Source organism: Paraburkholderia caffeinilytica (genome assembly GCF_003368325.1).
GTDB lineage: Bacteria > Pseudomonadota > Gammaproteobacteria > Burkholderiales > Burkholderiaceae > Paraburkholderia > Paraburkholderia caffeinilytica.
This window is the reverse complement of the sequence record NZ_CP031467.1, coordinates 4,314,119-4,332,456: the sequence shown is the minus strand read 5'-3', so window position 1 is coordinate 4,332,456 and position 18,338 is coordinate 4,314,119. Positions and strand designations below refer to the sequence as shown.

Here is an 18,338-nt window from a genome sequence, read left to right as displayed (position 1 = left end):
AACTTCGTCGACCGTTATAAATCAGGATTATATTCTTTTATAATCAAAGGACTGCAATCAATTCTTCAAGCTGCTTCTGAATACGCGCGATGGTTTGCGAAGAGTCAATGATAGCGAACCGGTATGGCGCTTCTTCCGCGCGTCGCAGATATTCGGTACGGGTGCGGTTGAAAAACGCCTCCGACTCGCTTTCGAAACGATCCGGATCGCGCGCGGCGCTGCGCCGTTCGCTGGCGATCTCCGGCGTCAGGTCGAACAGCACCGTCAGGTCCGGCTGAAAACCGCCCTGCACCCAGCGCTCCAGCGTTTCCAGCTTGTCGCGCGGCAGGCCGCGGCCGCCGCCCTGGTAGGCGAAGGTCGCGTCCGTGAAGCGGTCGGACAGCACCCAGTCGCCGCGCGCGAGCGCCGGCTCGATGACTTCGGCCAGATGCTGGCGGCGCAGCGCGAACATCAGCAAGGCCTCCGTTTCGAGGTCCATTTTCTGATGCAGCACGATTTCGCGGATCTGTTCACCGAGCGACGTGCCGCCCGGCTCGCGCGTCATCACGACCGAGCGGCCGGTGCTCGCGACTTTCTCTTCGAGGCGTTCGCGAAACCAGCCCAGGTGGGTGGTCTTGCCGGCACCGTCGATGCCCTCAAACGTTATGAATTTGCCCCGCGCCATCATTGCCCTCGAATGTATTTGTCCACGGCCTTGTTGTGATCGCCGAGAGTGTCGGAAAAGATACTGCTGCCGTCGCCGCGCGAAACGAAGTACAGCGCGGTGGATTGCGCCGGGTTCATCGCCGCCTGCAGCGATGCGACACCGGGCAGCGAGATGGGCGTTGGCGGAAGCCCCATCCGGGTGTAGGTATTGTAGGGAGTGTCGGCCTGCAGGTCTTTCTTCCTGATGTGGCCAGTGTAGCTGTCGCCCATGCCGTAGATCACGGTCGGGTCGGTTTGCAGCGGCATGCCCACGCGCAGGCGGTTCGCGAACACGGCCGCCACCATCGGCCGGTCCGATTTCTTGCCGGTTTCCTTTTCGATGATCGAGGCCATCGTCAACGCGTCGTAAGGGGTCTTGTACGGCAGATTCGGCGCACGCGCGGTCCACGCTTCGTCCAGACGCAGCCGCATCAGGCGGTACGCGCGACGGTACACGTCCAGATCGCTGGTGTTCTTGTCGAACAGATAGGTGTCCGGGAAGAAAAGCCCCTCGCCGTTGCCGAGCGACGCTTCCGGCGCATTGATCGCGTTCATCAGATCGGCGTCGCTCATGCCGACCGTGTCGTGCTTGAGCGCCGGATTGGCGTCCAGCTCGGCGCGCATGCGCTTGAAGGTCCACCCTTCGATGACGGTCGCCACGTATTCGTTGACGTCGCCGCGGGCGATTTTCTGCAGCACTTCGTACGGCGTGATGCCCGTCTTGAACTCGTAGTTGCCGGATTTGAGATCGCTTTGCAGGCCGAGCAGGCGCGTCATGACGACGAACAGCTCAGGCTCGACCGGCACGCCGCCACGGTTGAGCTGCAGCGTGACGCTGCGCAGGCTGCTGTGCGGTTTGACGGTGACATCGAGTTGCGCGGGGGTCAAATCGAGTGGGCTGGTGGCCCAGTGATAGCCGCCTGCGATTGCGGCTGCGGCCAGCACAACGACGATTGAGCCGGCGACGAAACATTTCTTCAGAAGGGACATGCGAAACGTGGCTGGGTTGGACCTCATATAATACTTGTTTGCCTTAGCTAAAGTCAGAATTGACTGTTCTCGGAATCCATGAACACACCGCTCGCTACCGCTTCAGGCACGCCTCCAGTTGCTCACACGGGTACCGCCACCACGGCGCAGGCTTCCGCGCCCGCCGGACTTCCTGTCTTGCCGCGCCCCGCCGCTGACGAATTCGACGCCGTCATCCGGCAAGGCGCCTATATGCCGCTCGCGCAGTTCGGCGTGATCGACGCGACCGGTGACGACGCGGCGAGCTTCCTGCACGGCCAGTTGACCAACGACACCCAGCATCTCGACGCGGCCAATGCGCGCCTCGCCGGCTATTGCTCGGCCAAGGGCCGGCTGCTGGCGTCGTTCCTGACCTGGCGCACTGGCGAGACGATCCGCCTGCTGGTGTCGAAAGACGTACAGGCCGCCGTGCAAAAACGGCTGTCCATGTTCGTTCTGCGCGCCAAGGCCAAGCTCGTCGACGCGAGCGGCGAACTGGCGGTGGTGGGCCTCGCCGGCGACGTGCGCAAGGCGCTTTCCGGCGTGTTCGACGCGTTGCCCGACGGCGTGCACGTGCAGGTGGACGGCACGGCGGGTTCGCTGATCCGCGTTCCAGACGCGCTAGGCCGACTGCGCTATCTATGGGTCGGCCCGAAGGCCACGGTCGAGGCGCACCTGCCCTTGCTCGACGAAAAACTCAGGCGCGTGTCGCCGGCGGTGTGGGATTGGCTCGACATTCGCGCGGGCGAACCGCGCATCACGCAACCGGTGGTCGAGCAATTCGTGCCGCAGATGGTCAATTTCGACGTGCTCGGCGCGGTCAATTTCCGCAAAGGCTGCTATCCGGGTCAGGAAGTGGTGGCGCGCAGCCAGTATCGCGGCACGATCAAGCGGCGCACCTCGCTTGCGAACGTGACGGGCGAGCTGGAGACGGTCAAGGCCGGCGCCGAACTATTCCACTCGGCCGACCCGGGCCAGCCGTGCGGCATGGTGGTGAACGCGGCGTCGGCGCCGGAGGGTGGCGTCGACGTGCTGGTGGAGATCAAGCTGGCGGCGCTCGAGGGCGGCACCGTGCATCTGGGCACGGCGGATGGTCCGGCGCTGACGTTCCTGGCGTTGCCGTACGGGTTGCCGGCCGAGGTTTAAGCGCCCGAACCGGAGCGGCGCGACCAGGCGCCGCTGCCAGAAGCCTCTGCCTCTGCCTGGCATCTGGCGCCTGGCATCTATCCCGGCCTCTGTTAGTCCATCGCCTCCACCAGGAGACTCCCCCGATGTGCCTGATCGTCTTCGACTGGCGACCCGATGCGCTCGACGGGCCGCTCTTCACACTCACCGCCAATCGCGACGAGTTCTTTCGCCGTACCGCCGAGCCGATCGGCTGGTGGCATGACGCGCCGACCGTACTCGCCGGCCGCGACCTGCTGGGCGGCGGCACGTGGCTCGGCATGTCGCGCGATGGCCGCTTCGCGGCGCTGACCAATTACCGCGCGCCGCATGAAATGCGCGCCGATGCGCCGACCCGCGGCACCTTGGTCAGCGATTGGCTCAGTGACTCGGGCAACGGCCCGCACGAAACGCCGCTCGACTATCTGCAACACGTCGCGCGCACAGGCGACATCTACAACGGCTTCAATCTGCTGGTCGGCGACTGGACGCGCCGCGAGCTCGGCTGGTACTGCAACCGGTCGAGCACCACCCCCACGCTGCTCGAGTCCGGCACGCACGGCATCTCGAACGCGGTGCTCGATACCGCCTGGCCGAAGCTGGTCAAAAAGCGCGCGGAACTGAGCGCCCTGCTCGCGCGTGACGCGATGCCGCCGCTCGAACGGCTGATCGATCTGATGCGCGATCCGCGCCTCGCACGCGATGACGAATTGCCGTCCACCGGCATTCCGCTCGAACGGGAGCGGGCGTTGTCGGCGGCGTTTATCGAAGCGCCGGAATACGGCACGCGCGGTACGACCGCGGTGCGCGTGGTCGCGCATGGCGAGGTGATCAGCGTGGCGGCCGCCGAGCGCAGCGACGACAACGGCTCGCATCGGATCGTGCGGCCCGGCGACTTCGAGCGCAGCTTTGCGTTCAACGTCGAGCGCGAGATCGCCTGACGAACGTTTGGCACCTGCGATTGGCGACTGCGCGGCCGTTCATTAGCCGACGGTCAATCGCTGATCGCCCCCTCGTTCAATTTCCAGACGGCTTACAGGCTTATATAGGGGGCAAACTACCCAACGCCAAACGCCGCCCGAAGTGCCGCGGCGGCGTCCGCATGCGCCTCTGCGACGTCGGGCACGAAGCCGCCCATCTTGAAGAACTCGTGAATCATGCCCGGGTAGCGTTTCAACGTGACCCGGTTACCCGCTGCGCGTAGCTTTTCCGCATACGCATCGCCTTCGTCGCTTAAGGGATCGTATTCGGCGGTCGCGATCCATGCCGGCGCGAGACCGCTGAAACCGGGCGCATCGCGCGACCCGTCGAGCGGCGCGAAGCGCCAGTCGTCGCGGTCGTTCGTATCGCGCACGTAGTGCTCGAAGAACCATTGAATCGTGTCGCCCGACAGCAGGAAGCCGTCGGCGAGGCGCGAGTGCGAATCGGTTTGCTGATAGCCCGTCGCGCCCGGATAGATCAGCAACTGGAGCACGGGCTTGATGCCCGCGTCGCGTGCCAGCAGCGCGCACACCGTTGCCAGCGTGCCGCCCGCGCTATCGCCGCCCACGGCCAGCCGTTCTGCATCGATGCCATATTCCGCGGCATGCGCGTGCAGCCAGGTGAGCGCATCGAACGCGTCGTCGACGGCGGTGGGGAATTTGTACTCGGGCGCGAGCCGGTAGTCGACCGACAGCACCGTGCACCCGCCATCGCGCGCGAACATCCGGCACAACGCATCGTGCGTATCGACACTGCCGACCGTGAAGCCACCGCCGTGGTAATACACCAGCGCCGGCGCAGGTTCGGCCCAGCTCGGCTCGACAGGCTGATAAAGACGCGCGCGAATCGTCGCGCCGTCGCGCGTCGGCACCTGCAGATCGTCGACCGCGAACATGGGCGCGCTGGCGATCTCCAGAATCGGCGCGCTTTTTTCGTAAGACGCGCGTGCCTGCTGCGGGGTCAACTCGTGAAGTTGCGGGCGCTTCGCGCGCGCGATCATGTCGAGCACCTGCTCGATTTTCGGATTCAACGGCATTGGACGTCTGGTAGCGCGTGGGCGGTGAAGGTTAGCAGGTCAACAGTGAGGGCGCGGCGTCTAGCTGGCGCTCTTCACTTCGGGCTTCAGCGACATCGGATCAGTCGGGTTGCGCAACTGCTCGATATCTTCGTGACGCAGCTTCACCGTCGCCATGATGCCCGGATGGGTGACGATGTAAAAACGCCGGGCAGCGATGGCCTCGAACGTGATCTCGGCAACGTCGGCCGCGCTCAGTTTGCCCGATTGCACCGCGCGTTGCAGTTGCTTGCCAGCGGCGATCTGCGAGCGTGTCGGCCCGCTATCGTTGCGCAGGTCCGCGGGCCGCGCGCGTTCGGCGTCGGCGATGCCGGTCGGCACGAAGGCCGGGCACAGCAGCGAACAACCGACCGCGCCACCTTCCGCGCGCCCGGCTTGCGCCAGCTGCAGGTCGTGGTAAAGCGTCTCCGTCAACGACACGACGGCGTGCTTCGAGGCATTGTAAATGCCCATCGCGGGCGGCGACAGCAAGCCCGCCACCGACGCCGTGTTGACGATATGCGCGGCCTCGTTCTGCCGCAGCATGATCGGCGTGAAGGCGCGCACGCCGTGCGCGACCCCCATCACGTTGACGTTGAACACCCACGTCCAGTCCTTCGCCGAGCTTTCCCAGAGGAAGCCGCCCGAGCCCACGCCCGCGTTGTTGAACAGAAGATGCACCTTGCCGAAGGCGTCGAGCGACGCTTGCGCGAGCGCTTCGACCTGGGCCGCGTCGGACACGTCGGTCGGCACGCCGATCGCCTCGGCGCCGCCGGCGCGCAACGCGTCGACGGTTTGCGTAAGCGCCTCGGGATTCACATCGGCGAGCACGAGCTTCATGCCGAGCGACGCGCCCTTCTCCGCGAACGCACGGCCAAAACCGCTAGCGGCACCGGTGATCACCGCCACCTTGCCTTCGAATTCGAACATCGTTTCTCTCCTGGGTTTATCGGCTCGATGATGATCGGCTGGGAACCGTCAGCCGATACATTCATCGGCTAACCTCATCGACATCGACCGCATGCGCGGCTCGCCCGCCGCCGCGCTCAGATCAGCTTGACGAGCTGCTTACCGAAGTTCTTCCCCTTCAGCAGACCGATGAACGCCTCGGGCGCCGCATCGAGCCCTTGCGCGATGGTCTCGCGGTATTGCAGCTTCTTCTGCGCGACCAGCGTACCGAGCTGCTTGAGCGCTTCGGGCCACACCTCCATATGCTCGCTGACAATGAAGCCTTGCACCAGCAGCCGCTGCGTAAGCATCAGCGACGGATGCTTGAGCGGCATCGGCTGGCCGTCGTAGCCCGCGATAAACCCGCACAGCGCGATGCGGCCGAACGCGTTCATGCGCGCGAGCGTCACGTCGAGCACTTCGCCGCCGACGTTCTCGAAGTAGCCATCGACGCCGTCCGGCGTCACCGCTTTGAGCGCCTGATACAGATTGCCGGCCTTGTAGTCGACGCAGGCATCGAAGCCGAGCGTCTCGACCACATAGCGGCATTTATCCTCACCGCCCGCGATGCCGACCGCGCGCGCGCCGGCCAGCTTCGCCAGTTGCCCGACCGCACTGCCCACCGCGCCGCTCGCCGCGCTGACCACCACCGTCTCGCCCGCCTTCGGCACGATAATCCTGTTCAGACCATACCAGGCCGTCACGCCCGGCATGCCGACCGGGCCGAGATACGCCGACAACGGCACATGCGTATCGTCGACTTTCTGCACGCCCGCACCGTTCGAAGTGCCGTACTCCTGCCAGCCGAACATCGCCACGACCTTGTCGCCGACCGCGAATTTCGGATTCTTCGATTCCACCACTTCGCCCACCGTGCCGCCGATCATCACTTCGTTCAACGGCTGCGGCGCTGCGTACGACTTGCTGTCGTTCATCCGCCCGCGCATGTACGGATCGAGCGAGAGGAAGTGATTGCGCACGCGGAATTCGCCATCGGCCAGCGGCGCCAGCGGCGTTTCGACGAGCTTGAAGTTATCGGGCGTAACAGCGCCTTGCGGACGCGAAGCCAGCACGAGTTGACGGTTGATCTGGGGCATGACGATCGTCTCCATGAGTTGCCGATGTGATCGGCGAATAGTTCGAACCAACAGCGTGTGCGAAAGAGGAGTCAGCGTGCGCGGCTCTCAGCACGCACGCTGTTCATTGGGGAATTAACCGTCGCTTGGGCCGGGTTTCGCCGAAGGATCGCTGCGCAGACGCTGTTGCGTCACATCGCGACCCACGGCGAGGCGCCGCATGTATTTGAAGGTGCCGAGCGCTTTGGCGACGAAGTGGCCTTCGCTATCGCGGATCTCGCCTTCGCAATAAGCCATGGTGGTCGAGCGGTGCAGCACGCGGCCGGTGGCGCGCAATTCGCCGCGCCCTGGCTGCATGAAGTTGACCTTCATCTCGACGGTGACCACGCCGACGCCGTCGCCGGCCAGACTCCGTGCGGCCATCGCGAGCGCGACGTCGGCGAGCGTCATGATCACGCCGCCATGCGCGACGTCCCACGTGTTCATGTGGTCGGGCTGCAGCGGCAACACCACTTCGCTGGCGCCGTCCGCCGCCGACACCAACTGCGCGCCGAGCCGGTCGACAAAGGGGCTTTCAGGCAACGACGCGCTGCCTGTTCTGGATGAGGGTGAATCGGTCATTGCGGATCTCAGATTTCGTAGTCGACACATTCACGCGATTCACGCACCGCGCCAACGAAGCCCTTCAGCGCCGTGTGGGTCGGATGGACCTGATAAGCGTCGAGCGCGGCTTTGTCGGCGAAGTCCGAAACCATCACGACGTGACAGGTCGATTCCAGGCCCGGCGCCGCGATGCCGACTTCCAGCTTGAGGATGCCGGGGACGATGCCGCGGCAGCCCTCGAGCTTGTCTTTCAACTTCAGGGCGTTTTCGGCACGCGAGGCACCTTCGGCGTGTTCTTTGAGCTTCCACATCACAATATGACGGATCACGGGATCACCTCGTTCGATTCAATTCGTTGAGCGCAGCAGGAAATGATAACCGCTACAACGTTCGCGCATACGCCCCCCTCCGTCCCGCCAGACGCCCTAACCTGCGTACCGCATCGTCGGCCTGATCGAGATCCGTACTCGGGCAACTCAGGCGGATGAAATGATCGAAGCGCCCGGCGTTCGAAAACACCGTGCCCGGCATCACGCGAATACCGTCGTCCAGCGCTGCCTCGAAAAAAGCCGCCGACGACACGTCGCGCGGCAGCTCGATCCAGAAGAACATGCCCCCGCCCGGCGGCGTGAAGCGCGTGCCGTCAGGAAAGGATGCGGCGATCGCCTCGGCCATCCGTTCGCGCTGAATCCGCAGACGGTCGCGCAAACGCCGCAGATGCCGTTCATACGCATTCGTTTCCAGAAACTCAGCGAGCACGACTTGCGACAACTGCTCGTTATGGCGCGACTGCGCGAACTTCAGCATACCGATGCGTGGATGCCAGCGTCCGCCGTTGATCCAGCCGACCCGCATGCCGGGCGCCAGTGTCTTGTTGAACGACGTGCAATGGATCACCGTGCCGTCCGTATCCCAGGCCTTCAACGATCTGAGCGGCTGCGCCGTGTCGGCGAGTTCGCGGTAGGGATCGTCTTCGATCAGCGGAATGCCGGCTCGCGCGCACAGTTCGACGAGCCGCGCCTTGTGCGAGTCGGGCATCACGCTGCCGAGCGGGTTCTGCAGATTCGGCACGGCCACCACCGCCTTGATGTCGGGATGCGTTTGCAACGCGAACGCCAATGCTTCGACGGCGAGACCGGTGGTGGGACTGGCCGGGATTTCGAGCGCGCGCAGGCCTAGACTTTCGAGCGCCTGCAGCAGGCCGAAAAAGCACGGCGATTCCACCGCGACCGTGTCGCCCGGCTGCGCGACCGCGCGCAAGGCCAGGTTCACGGCCTCGATGCCGCCGTGGGTCATGATCACGTCGTCCGCGCCGATCTGGATGCCGGCGTCGAGCGCACGGCGCGCAATGATTGCGCGCAGCTCGGGATCGCCCTGATCGTGTCCGGCCGCGGTCAGCAAGGTCGGCCGACGGCGCAATGCGCGCAGCGCGGACTTCTGCAATGCGTCGGTCGGATAAAGATCGGGCGACGCGGTCGCGCCGCCGAGATTCAGCGCGTCGGGATAGCGCTGGAATGTCGACACGATCGTCGAAATCGCCGAATGGATGCCGACGAACTGCGCGGCGCCGGGCACGGCCGCGAGGTCGGGTTCGGTTGCCGCGGGCAGCGCCGCCGTTTGACGGACGCGCACGAAATAACCGGCGCGCGGCCTGGCCTCGATCAGCGCGGCGCGTTCCAGCGTTCGATAGCTTTCAGTCGCGGTTGCGAGGCTCACGCCGTGCCGCTGCATGAATGCGCGCATCGACGGCATGCGGTCGCCGGGACGCAGCACGCCGTTGTCGATCGCGCGGCGGTATTGGTCGGCCAGTTGGCGGTAGAGGGGCCGGCTGTCCGCGGGCTGTGCCGGGGGCGGCGCTTCCGTGCGCGTCGCCACTCGTGCGTCGGGAGTAAGGGTAGAAACGCTCATGAGCCAATGGTGCGGATAGTTAGCGCGTGGCGACAGATACACATCGGCCTGATTCCGACCGATACAACATGTTGAAACCCTGCGTTGTACCGGTTCACATTGTCCATTATTGCGCCTGTTTTCACCTGGGCGGACTCAATAAGCTGTGTGGCATGAAAACGGTTTAAAGGAATCGGTCATGCCCATCACTCAAGCTCCCGCCGATTTGCCTCCCGATGCCGCCACCTCGCGCGTCGCCGCCGGTCAGCTGGCCGTGCACGATCTGCGCGCCCGAACCTCGATCGTGGCCGTCGAAGGCAATCTGCAGCTCGACTTCCGCGATCATTCCCTGGCGTGGCTGGGCGACGCCGTCCCGGTCACGTCGGTCACGCTGCAGGAAGGCGACCGCTACGTCACGCCACAGCGCGGCGTCGTGTCGATCGGCGCGGCACATGCGCAATCCGCCGTGTTCGTCGTCGAGCCGCACCGCGCTGGGAACGAGCCGCACCGCTTCGTCAGGCAAGCCGTGCGCAAGCTGGCAGGTCTCGTCAAGGCACGCCTGCCGCGCGCTATCTGAAACGTCCCTGCCGGCGCGGAACGGCCCGCTACAATGCATGACCCAAGCCGCTTCTTCCGAGGTGCCGGTCATGTCCTTCCTTCGCGTACTGCTGTCCCGCCGTCATGTCCGTCATGTCCATCTGGCCGCGCTCCTCGCCGTCGTCACGCTGACGCTCAACGGTTGCGCCGGACTGTTCGGCGGCGACCCTTTGCGCGTGAGCGTGGCCGGCATCGAACCGGTCGACGGTCAGGGCCTGGAGATGCGCTTCAATGTCAAACTGCGCGTACAGAATCCCAATGATTCCGCTATCAACTTCGACGGTGTGTCGCTTGCTCTTGAACTGAACGGCAAGCCGTTCGCCAGCGGCGTCAGCGATCAGAGCGGCACCGTGCCGCGCTTCGGCGAAACGGTCATCAATGTACCGCTGACGGTGCCCGCGTTCGCCGCGGTTCGGCAGGTTTTCGCTCTTGCGGGTGCCGTGCAAGCGGACGCCACGCAGTCGGGACAGATGCCGTACATCCTGCGCGGCAAGCTCGCGGGCGGCCTGACGGGCACGACACGCTTCGTCGATCAGGGTACGCTGAGCCTGCCGGCGCTCGGTATGGCTTTGCCCTGATCAAACCACTTCGAACAGGCCCGCCGCCCCTTGGCCGCCGCCGATACACATCGTCACGACCACCAGCTTCGCGCCACGCCGCTTGCCTTCGATCAGCGCATGGCCCGTCAGACGCGCGCCCGACACGCCATACGGATGGCCCACCGCAATCGCGCCGCCGTTCACGTTCAGGCGGTCGTGCGGAATGCCGAGTTTGTCGGCGCAATACAGCACCTGCACCGCGAACGCTTCATTCAGCTCCCACAGGTCGATGTCCTCGACCTTCAGGCCTGCCTGCTTGAGCAGCTTGGGCACCGCGAACACCGGGCCGATGCCCATCTCGTCCGGCTCGCAACCGGCCACTGCAAAGCCGCGGAAAATGCCGAGCGGTTGCAGCCCTTCGCGCTCCGCGACTGTCGCGTTCATCACGACGCACGCCGACGCGCCGTCCGAGAACTGGCTCGCATTGCCGGCGGTGATCACGCCGCCCGGCATCGCGGTACGGATCTTCGACACGCCTTCGAGCGTCGTGTCGGCGCGAATGCCTTCGTCGGCGCTGACCGTGACTTCCTTCGTGAAGAGACGGCCACTCGTTTTGTCGGCGACACCGGCGAGCACCGTCAGCGGCACGATCTCGTCCTTGAACTTGCCGGCTTCGAGCGCGGCCGCGGCGCGTTGCTGCGAGCGCACACCGTATTCGTCCTGGCGTTCCTTGGAGATCGAGTAGCGCTTCGCGACGTTTTCGGCGGTCTGCAACATCGACCAGTAGATTTCCGGCTTGTTCTTGCTCAGCCAGCCATCGGCCACCATGTGGCGGTTCATCTCGTTCTGCACACACGAGATCGATTCCACGCCGCCCGCGACGAATACATCGCCCTCGCCGGCAATCACGCGTTGCGCAGCCAGTGCGATGGTTTGCAAACCGGACGAGCAGAAGCGATTCACGGTCATGCCCGGCACGCTAACCGGCAAACCCGCGCGCAGTGCGATCTGGCGCGCGATGTTCATGCCCGTCGCGCCTTCCGGATTCGCGCAGCCCATGATCACGTCTTCGATGCGCGCCGGGTCCAGCTTCGCGCGCTCGACAGCGGCCTGCGTCACGTGTCCGCCGAGCGTCGCGCCGTGCGTCATGTTGAACCCGCCGCGCCACGATTTGGCGAGGCCCGTACGGGCGGTCGATACGATTACAGCGTCAGTCATACCTCTCTCCTATGTCGATCGGAGTTAGCGCTTTAGCGCTTACTCCGATCCCATACAAAGTTGTCGACCAGAGTTAGCGCTTTAGCGCTTACTCCGATCCCATACAAAGTTGTCGATCGGAGTTAGCGCTTTTACTGTCGATCGGAGTTCACGCTTTAGCTGTCGATCGGAGTTCGCGCTTTAGCGCGTTACTCCGGTCCCATGCAAAGCTCGCTACTCCGATCCCATGCAAAGCACTTACTCCGATCCCACGCGATTTATCGCCTTCCAGATGATGACAGTGGGCGCGCCGGCGAATCGCTCAGACGCCCCACTTCGTTCATCTCACTCATTTCGCCCGAAGCGGCGGCGCTTCAGCCGTTGAACCCACGGCCCTTCGCCGCGAGCTCCGCAATACTCGGCGCCAATTGCCACGCGTCGCCATTCGGCCTCGACGCATAGCGGCGAATCGCGCGCTCGACGTTGTAGAGGCCGACAGTATCCGCATACAGCATCGGACCGCCGCGATACAGCGGGAAGCCGTAGCCGGTCAGATAGACCATGTCGATGTCCGACGCCTTCGACGCAATGCCTTCCTCGAGAATCTTCGCGCCTTCGTTGACAAGCGCGAACACAAGGCGCTCGACGATTTCCTCGTCGCTGATCTTGCGGCGCTCGGCGTTGGTTTCCTTCGAGAACGCGCTGATCATCTCGTCGACCACTTTCGACGGATACGCGGTGCGGTCGCCCGCCTTGTAGTCGTACCAACCGCCACCGGTCTTCTGCCCGAAGCGCCCCGTCTCGCAGAGACGGTCGGCGATCTTCGAGTAGTGCATATCGGGATGTTCCTGATAGCGGCGCTTGCGGATCGCCCAGCCGATGTCGTTGCCGGCCAGGTCGCTCATGCGGAACGGGCCCATCGCGAAGCCGAACTTCTCGATGGCCTTGTCCACTTGCGCGGGCAATGCGCCTTCTTCGAGCATGAAGAGCGCCTGACGAACGTATTGCTCGATCATCCGGTTGCCGATGAAGCCGTCGCACACGCCCGAGACCACAGCTGTCTTTTTGATCTTCTTCGCCAGCGCCATGACGGTGGCGAGCACGTCTTTCGCCGTTTCCTTGCCGCGCACCACTTCGAGCAGCTTCATCACGTTGGCCGGGCTGAAGAAGTGCATGCCGACCACGTCTTGCGGACGCCTGGTGAAAGCTGCGATCTTGTCGACGTCCAACGTCGAGGTGTTCGAGGCCAGGATTGCGCCGGGCTTCGCCACTTCGTCAAGACGCCTGAACACCTGCTCCTTGACGCCGAGTTCCTCGAACACCGCTTCGACGATCAGGTCGGCGTTTTTCAGGTCGTCGTAGGAGAGTGTCGGCGCAATCAACGCCATGCGCTGTTCCAGCGCCTCGGGCTTGAGCTTGCCCTTCTTGACGGTGGCTTCGTAATTCTTGCGGATCGTGGCGAGACCGCGGTCGAGTGCTTCCTGCTTCGTTTCCAGCAGCGTGACCGGAATGCCCGCATTGATGAAGTTCATCGCGATGCCGCCGCCCATCGTGCCGGCGCCGATCACGGCCACCTGTTTGATGTCGCGAACGGGCGTATCGGAAGGCACGTCGGGAATCTTGCTCGCCGCGCGTTCGCCGAAGAACGCATGACGCAGCGCGTGGCTTTCCGGCGTCTGCACGAGCGCGATAAAGCATTCGCGCTCGAACGCGAGACCCTTGTCGAAACCGTTCTGCACGCCCGCTTCCACGGCGTCGATGCACTTCAGCGGGGCCGGGAAATTCTTCGCCATCGCCGCGACGGTATTGCGCGCGAACTGGATGAAACCGGCCGCATTCGGATGCTCGATCTTGCGGTCGCGCAGCTTCGGATGCGGGCCCGTTTTCTCGCCGGCCTTGCGGGCGAACGCGAGCGCGGCTTCGGCCAGATCGCCTTCCACGACTTCGTCGAACAGGCCCGAGCCGGCCAGCTTCTCCGACATCACCGGCGCACCGGAGACGATCATGTTGAGCGCGGCTTCGAGGCCGATGGCGCGCGGCAGACGCTGCGTGCCGCCCGCGCCCGGCAGAAGGCCGAGCTTCACTTCCGGCAGCGCGATCTGCGCGCCGGGTGCGGCGATCCGGTAGTGCGCGCCGAGCGCCAGTTCCAGGCCGCCGCCCATCGCGACGCTGTGAATCGCGGCGATCACCGGCTTGGCGCTGCTCTCGACGATCTTGATGACCGTGGCGAGCGTCGGCTCCTGGGTCGCCTTCGGCGTGTTGAATTCGGTGATGTCGGCGCCGCCCGAGAAGGCTTTGCCCGCGCCCGTCAGCACGATCGCCTTGATGGCCGGATCGTTCTGGGCGCGCTCGATTCCTTCGGCGATACCCGCTCGCGTCGAGAGGCCGAGGCCGTTCACCGGGGGATTGTTCAGCGTGATGACGGCCACGCCGTCATGAGTTGTGTAGTCCACTGCCATCTGCCAGCCTCCATGCGATGAGGCGGCGCATGACGCGCCGCCTGTCCAGTTGGTCGAGCCGGTTCATTGTCCGACTTTGTCTTTCGACTTTCCCGGGGTCAGCAGGCAGAATACACAAAAAAGCACGCTCGTTCAATTCTCGTTTGTTTTATTTCTAAGCGGGGTTTCCCCTGGCAAGCGGGCTCAGGGGGCAATCCTTCTCGTCTTCGAGCGCGGACGGCAGGATGTGATCGCGGAAAATGTCGCGCAGCTTGAGTTTCTGCAGCTTGCCGGTGGCCGTATGCGGGAGTTCGTCGACGAACACCACGTCGTCGGGAATCCACCATTTGGCGACCTTGCCGTCGTAGAACGCGAGCAGTTCCTCGCGCGTCACGTCGAAACCCGCCCGCTTGACGATCACCAGCAGCGGCCGCTCGGTCCATTTCGGATGCGAGCAGGCAATGCACGCGGCTTCGGCCACCGCCGGATGCGCGATCGCGACGTTCTCGACGTCGATCGAACTGATCCACTCGCCGCCCGACTTGATCACGTCTTTCGAGCGATCCGTGATGTGCAGGAAGCTGTCGCGGTCAATCGTGGCGACGTCGCCGGTCGGAAACCAGCCGTCCACCAGCGGCGAATCGTCCTTGCGGAAATACCGGTCGATCACCCAGGGGCCGCGCACGTGCAGATCGCCGAACGCCACACCGTCCCACGGCAGATCGCGCCCGTCTTCGCCGACGATCTTCATGTCGACGCCGTACAGCACATGGCCCTGCTTCTCGAGCAGTTTGCGCTGCTCCGCCAGCGGACGCTGACTCTGTTCCCACGTCAGTTTCGACAAGGTGCCGAGCGGCGACATTTCCGTCATGCCCCATGCATGGATCACCTGCACGCCGTATTCGTCCTCGAAAGCTCGCAGCATGGCCGGCGGACAGGCTGAGCCGCCAATCACCGTGCGATTCAGCGAAGAGAAACGCACCTTCGCCTCGCGCAGGTAGTTGAGCAAGCCGAGCCATACGGTCGGCACGCCGGCCGAATACGTGACACGTTCGCTTTCCATCAATTCATAGAGCGACTTGCCGTCGAGATCCTTGCCGGGAAAGACCAGCTTCGCGCCGGTCAGCGGCGCGGCGTGCGGAATGCCCCACGCGTTCACATGGAACATCGGCACGACCGGCAGCACGGCGTCGCGCGCGGACAGGCTCATCGCGTCGGGCAGCGATGCGCCGAACGCGTGCAGGACTGTCGAGCGGTGCGAATACAGCGCGCCTTTCGGATTGCCGGTGGTGCCCGACGTATAGCAGAGGTAAGACGCCTGACGTTCGTCGAGCTGCGGCCATTCGTATTGGCCGTCCTGCGCTTCGACCAAGGTTTCGTAGCTCAGCACCGGCGTTTGCATCGCCGGCAGATGCGCTTCGTCGGCCAGGGCGATCCAGCCACGCACTTTGGGACACTGCGGCGCGAGCGTGTCGACGAGCGCGGCGAACGTGGTGTCGAACAGCACGTAGGCGTCGTCGGCGTGATTGACGATGTAGGCGATCTGATCGGGAAAGAGGCGTGGATTGATCGTGTGGCACACGGCGCCGAAGCCTGTCGTGCCGTAATACGCTTCCAGATGCCGGTAGCCGTTCCAGGCCAGCGTGGCCACCCGCTCGCCTGGTTCGACGCCGAGCGCGATCAGCGCCTGCGCCAGCTGCTTCGCGCGCTTCTCGCAGTCGCGATAAGTGTAGCGATGCACGTCGCCTTCGATGCGCCGCGACACGATCTCGGTGTCGCCGAAATGCCGCGCGGCATGCGCGAGCAACGAGGACACGGTGAGCGGCACGTCCATCATCTGGCCAAGCAGCGGCGTCGTCATAAAGAGAGATCTCCTCACCTTGTTTGCGTCATTGTGGTTGCTTTCGGACGTCGGGCTGAGAGCCGGCCTGCAGCTCCGCGGGCGCGGATTTACAATATCGGTTAATCCAGAGGCGCTCAACATGTCGTTTTCCCCAAGCACTGCAGGGTTATCCGGGCCTCTATCGGCTCTTTCCGACTCACTGATCACCTCGCCCGAAAGTGCATTTGCGCGGCTCGGCAGCGTGTTTCTGACGCGCCTGCCCGCGGCGCCGCTGAGTGCGCCGTACGTGGTCGGGTTCTCCGAAGAAACCGCCGCGTTGCTGGGTTTAGAGCCGGGACTCCAGAACGATCCGGGCTTCGCCGAACTGTTCTCCGGCAACGCCACACGCGAATGGCCTTCCGAGGCGCTGCCCTATGCGTCGGTCTATTCGGGGCATCAGTTCGGCGTGTGGGCCGGCCAGCTCGGCGACGGCCGCGCGCTCGGTCTCGGCGAAGTCGAACACGACGGTGGGCGCTTCGAGCTGCAGCTCAAAGGCGCGGGCCGCACGCCGTATTCGCGCATGGGCGACGGCCGCGCGGTGCTGCGTTCGTCGATCCGCGAATATCTGTGTTCGGAAGCCATGCATCATCTCGGCATTCCGACCACGCGCGCGCTGTGCGTGATCGGCTCCGACCAGCCGGTGCGCCGCGAGGAAGTCGAGACCGCGGCAGTCGTTACGCGGGTGGCGCCGAGTTTCGTGCGCTTCGGGCACTTCGAGCATTTCTATTCGAACGATCGCGTCGACGCACTGCGCGCGCTCGCCGATCACGTGATCGAGCGCTTCTATCCGCATTGCCGCGAAGCCGAGGATCCGTATCTCGCGCTGTTGAACGAAGCCGTGAATTCGACCGCCGATCTGATGGTCGAATGGCAAGCGGTCGGCTTCTGCCACGGCGTGATGAATACCGACAACATGTCGATCCTCGGTCTCACGATCGACTACGGCCCGTTCGGCTTCATGGACGGCTTCGACGCGGGCTACATCTGCAATCACTCGGATTCGCAGGGCCGCTACGCGTACAGGATGCAACCGCAGATTGCGTACTGGAATCTCTTTTGTCTCGCGCAAGGCCTGCTGCCGCTATTGGGCGAACAGCATGACGAAAGCGTGCGCGGCGACAAGGCGATCGAAGACGCGCAGCGCGTGCTCGGCGGCTTCAAGGAGCGCTTCGCGCCGGCGCTGGAGAAACGCATGCGCGCCAAGCTCGGCCTCGAAACCGAGCGCGACGGCGACGACACGCTGGTCAACCGCCTGTTCGAAGTGATGCACGCCAACCGTGCGGATTTCACGCTGACCTTCCGCAATCTGGCGCGTATTTCGAAGCACGACGCGAGCGGCGACGCGCCGGTGCGCGACCTGTTCCTCGACCGCGCCGCGTTCGACGCGTGGGTGAACGACTACCGCGCGCGCCTGTCCGAAGAAACACGCAACGACGCTCTGCGCGCCATTGCAATGAACCGGGTGAACCCCAAATTCGTACTTCGCAATCATCTGGCGGAAACGGCAATCCGGCGAGCGAAAGAGAAGGATTTCTCCGAAGTGGCACGTCTGGCCGCGGTGCTGCGCCGTCCGTTCGACGAACAGCCGGAGAATGAAGCGTATGCGGGGTTGCCGCCGGATTGGGCCAGCTCGCTGGAAGTAAGTTGCTCGTCGTGACGAGCCGACGCCTTTGATAGCGCTGAAATCTGCCTGAACCGCCGGCATCTTTAGCAGCCGCAAAACAATCTCGAGACAGGAACCCCGATCATGAACAAGCCCGACGACCTCAACACCGGCGCACCCGCCGTACAGAAAGACGACGCCGAGTGGCGCAAACAGCTCTCCGACATCGAATACCAGGTGACGCGCCACGCGGCCACCGAGCGCCCCTTCACCGGCCGTTATCACGACCATTGGGACCGCGGCGTGTATGACTGCGTCTGCTGCGGCACGCCGCTGTTCGAATCGGACACCAAGTTCGACGCCGGTTGCGGCTGGCCGAGCTACTTCAAGCCGATCAACGGCGAGGTGATCGCCGAGAAAACCGACCGTACGCACGGCATGCTGCGCATCGAGGTGCAGTGCAAGAACTGCGGCGCGCATCTGGGCCACGTATTCGAAGACGGACCGGCGCCAACCGGTCTGCGTTACTGCATCAATTCGGCTGCGTTACAATTCGAGCCCAAGTAACGCGGTGCGGAGTCCGGCGCGTTGCCGGCCGGCGGGCCATCCGTGCATCCATGCACGCTTGCGGCATCATCCGCCCGTCGGCCGCGGCACCCTACATCCCGCTTGCGAAC

General features: G+C 64.3%; 17 protein-coding genes. 6 read left to right on the top strand and 11 right to left on the bottom strand.

The features are described from left to right. Positions 1–43: 43 nt before the first annotated feature. Together tmk and mltG are read right to left on the bottom strand one after the other, a co-directional pair. Positions 44–664: a dTMP kinase gene (tmk, locus tag DSC91_RS35670; RefSeq protein ID WP_115783146.1), complete on the bottom strand. Its 621-nt coding sequence runs from the start codon at positions 662–664 to the stop codon at positions 44–46. After that, the gene (gene mltG, locus DSC91_RS35665) at positions 664–1,674 is read right to left on the bottom strand and encodes an endolytic transglycosylase MltG (protein WP_115783145.1); all 1,011 of its coding nucleotides are present in this window, start codon (positions 1,672–1,674) and stop codon (positions 664–666) included. The genes tmk and mltG overlap by 1 nt, the downstream gene beginning before the upstream one ends. Before the next feature lie 78 nt (positions 1,675–1,752). Between mltG and ygfZ the strand changes: the two genes are divergently transcribed. Both ygfZ and DSC91_RS35655 read left to right on the top strand, forming a co-directional pair. Further along, complete coding sequence (gene ygfZ, locus DSC91_RS35660) at positions 1,753–2,838, top strand: CAF17-like 4Fe-4S cluster assembly/insertion protein YgfZ (RefSeq protein ID WP_115783144.1); 1,086 nt, start codon at positions 1,753–1,755, stop codon at positions 2,836–2,838. 125 nt (positions 2,839–2,963) lie between these two features. Further along, positions 2,964–3,797: an NRDE family protein gene (locus tag DSC91_RS35655; RefSeq protein WP_115783143.1), complete on the top strand. Its 834-nt coding sequence runs from the start codon at positions 2,964–2,966 to the stop codon at positions 3,795–3,797. Positions 3,798–3,913: 116 nt separating this feature from the next. Here DSC91_RS35655 and DSC91_RS35650 read toward each other — a convergent pair whose 3' ends face one another. The 6 genes from DSC91_RS35650 to DSC91_RS35625 form a co-directional block, all read right to left on the bottom strand. Next, complete coding sequence (locus DSC91_RS35650; protein ID WP_115783142.1) at positions 3,914–4,873, bottom strand: alpha/beta hydrolase; 960 nt, start codon at positions 4,871–4,873, stop codon at positions 3,914–3,916. 60 nt (positions 4,874–4,933) lie between these two features. Continuing rightward, positions 4,934–5,821, bottom strand: a complete 888-nt coding sequence (locus DSC91_RS35645; RefSeq protein WP_115783141.1) for an SDR family oxidoreductase — start codon at positions 5,819–5,821, stop codon at positions 4,934–4,936. A 116-nt stretch (positions 5,822–5,937) separates the two neighbouring features. Beyond that, positions 5,938–6,936, bottom strand: coding sequence for an NADP-dependent oxidoreductase (locus DSC91_RS35640; protein ID WP_115783638.1), 999 nt, complete (start codon positions 6,934–6,936; stop codon positions 5,938–5,940). Between the two features lie 114 nt (positions 6,937–7,050). Then, positions 7,051–7,536 carry a PaaI family thioesterase gene (locus DSC91_RS35635; protein WP_115783140.1) on the bottom strand — a complete coding sequence of 162 codons (486 nt, stop codon included), beginning with the start codon at positions 7,534–7,536 and terminating at the stop codon, positions 7,051–7,053. A gap of 8 nt (positions 7,537–7,544) precedes the next feature. Beyond that, positions 7,545–7,847, bottom strand: a complete 303-nt coding sequence (locus DSC91_RS35630; RefSeq protein WP_115783139.1) for a Dabb family protein — start codon at positions 7,845–7,847, stop codon at positions 7,545–7,547. 52 nt (positions 7,848–7,899) lie between these two features. Then, positions 7,900–9,426 (bottom strand): aminotransferase-like domain-containing protein, encoded by a 1,527-nt coding sequence (locus DSC91_RS35625; RefSeq protein WP_229758330.1) that lies wholly within the window; start codon positions 9,424–9,426, stop codon positions 7,900–7,902. A 178-nt stretch (positions 9,427–9,604) separates the two neighbouring features. Here DSC91_RS35625 and DSC91_RS35620 point away from each other — a divergent pair, with 178 nt between their 5' ends. Together DSC91_RS35620 and DSC91_RS35615 are read left to right on the top strand one after the other, a co-directional pair. After that, positions 9,605–9,982: a hypothetical protein gene (locus DSC91_RS35620; RefSeq protein ID WP_115783137.1), complete on the top strand. Its 378-nt coding sequence runs from the start codon at positions 9,605–9,607 to the stop codon at positions 9,980–9,982. A gap of 70 nt (positions 9,983–10,052) precedes the next feature. Beyond that, positions 10,053–10,580, top strand: coding sequence for an LEA/WHy family protein (locus tag DSC91_RS35615; RefSeq protein WP_115783136.1), 528 nt, complete (start codon positions 10,053–10,055; stop codon positions 10,578–10,580). Here the strand turns inward: DSC91_RS35615 and DSC91_RS35610 are convergent, their stop codons facing one another. From DSC91_RS35610 to DSC91_RS35600, 3 genes are all read right to left on the bottom strand, one after another. Next, the gene (locus DSC91_RS35610; RefSeq protein WP_115783135.1) at positions 10,581–11,759 is read right to left on the bottom strand and encodes an acetyl-CoA C-acyltransferase; all 1,179 of its coding nucleotides are present in this window, start codon (positions 11,757–11,759) and stop codon (positions 10,581–10,583) included. It lies immediately after the preceding gene. A 353-nt stretch (positions 11,760–12,112) separates the two neighbouring features. After that, on the bottom strand, positions 12,113–14,197 hold the full coding sequence (locus tag DSC91_RS35605) for a 3-hydroxyacyl-CoA dehydrogenase NAD-binding domain-containing protein (protein WP_115783134.1): 2,085 nt from the start codon (positions 14,195–14,197) through the stop codon (positions 12,113–12,115). Between the two features lie 154 nt (positions 14,198–14,351). After that, positions 14,352–16,037, bottom strand: coding sequence for a 3-(methylthio)propionyl-CoA ligase (locus tag DSC91_RS35600; RefSeq protein WP_115783133.1), 1,686 nt, complete (start codon positions 16,035–16,037; stop codon positions 14,352–14,354). Between the two features lie 121 nt (positions 16,038–16,158). Between DSC91_RS35600 and DSC91_RS35595 the strand changes: the two genes are divergently transcribed. Both DSC91_RS35595 and msrB read left to right on the top strand, forming a co-directional pair. Next, on the top strand, positions 16,159–17,715 hold the full coding sequence (locus tag DSC91_RS35595; RefSeq protein ID WP_115783132.1) for a protein adenylyltransferase SelO: 1,557 nt from the start codon (positions 16,159–16,161) through the stop codon (positions 17,713–17,715). A 90-nt stretch (positions 17,716–17,805) separates the two neighbouring features. After that, entirely contained in the window at positions 17,806–18,228 is a 423-nt protein-coding gene (msrB, locus tag DSC91_RS35590; RefSeq protein WP_115783131.1) for a peptide-methionine (R)-S-oxide reductase MsrB, read from the top strand. Positions 18,229–18,338: the final 110 nt, after the last annotated feature.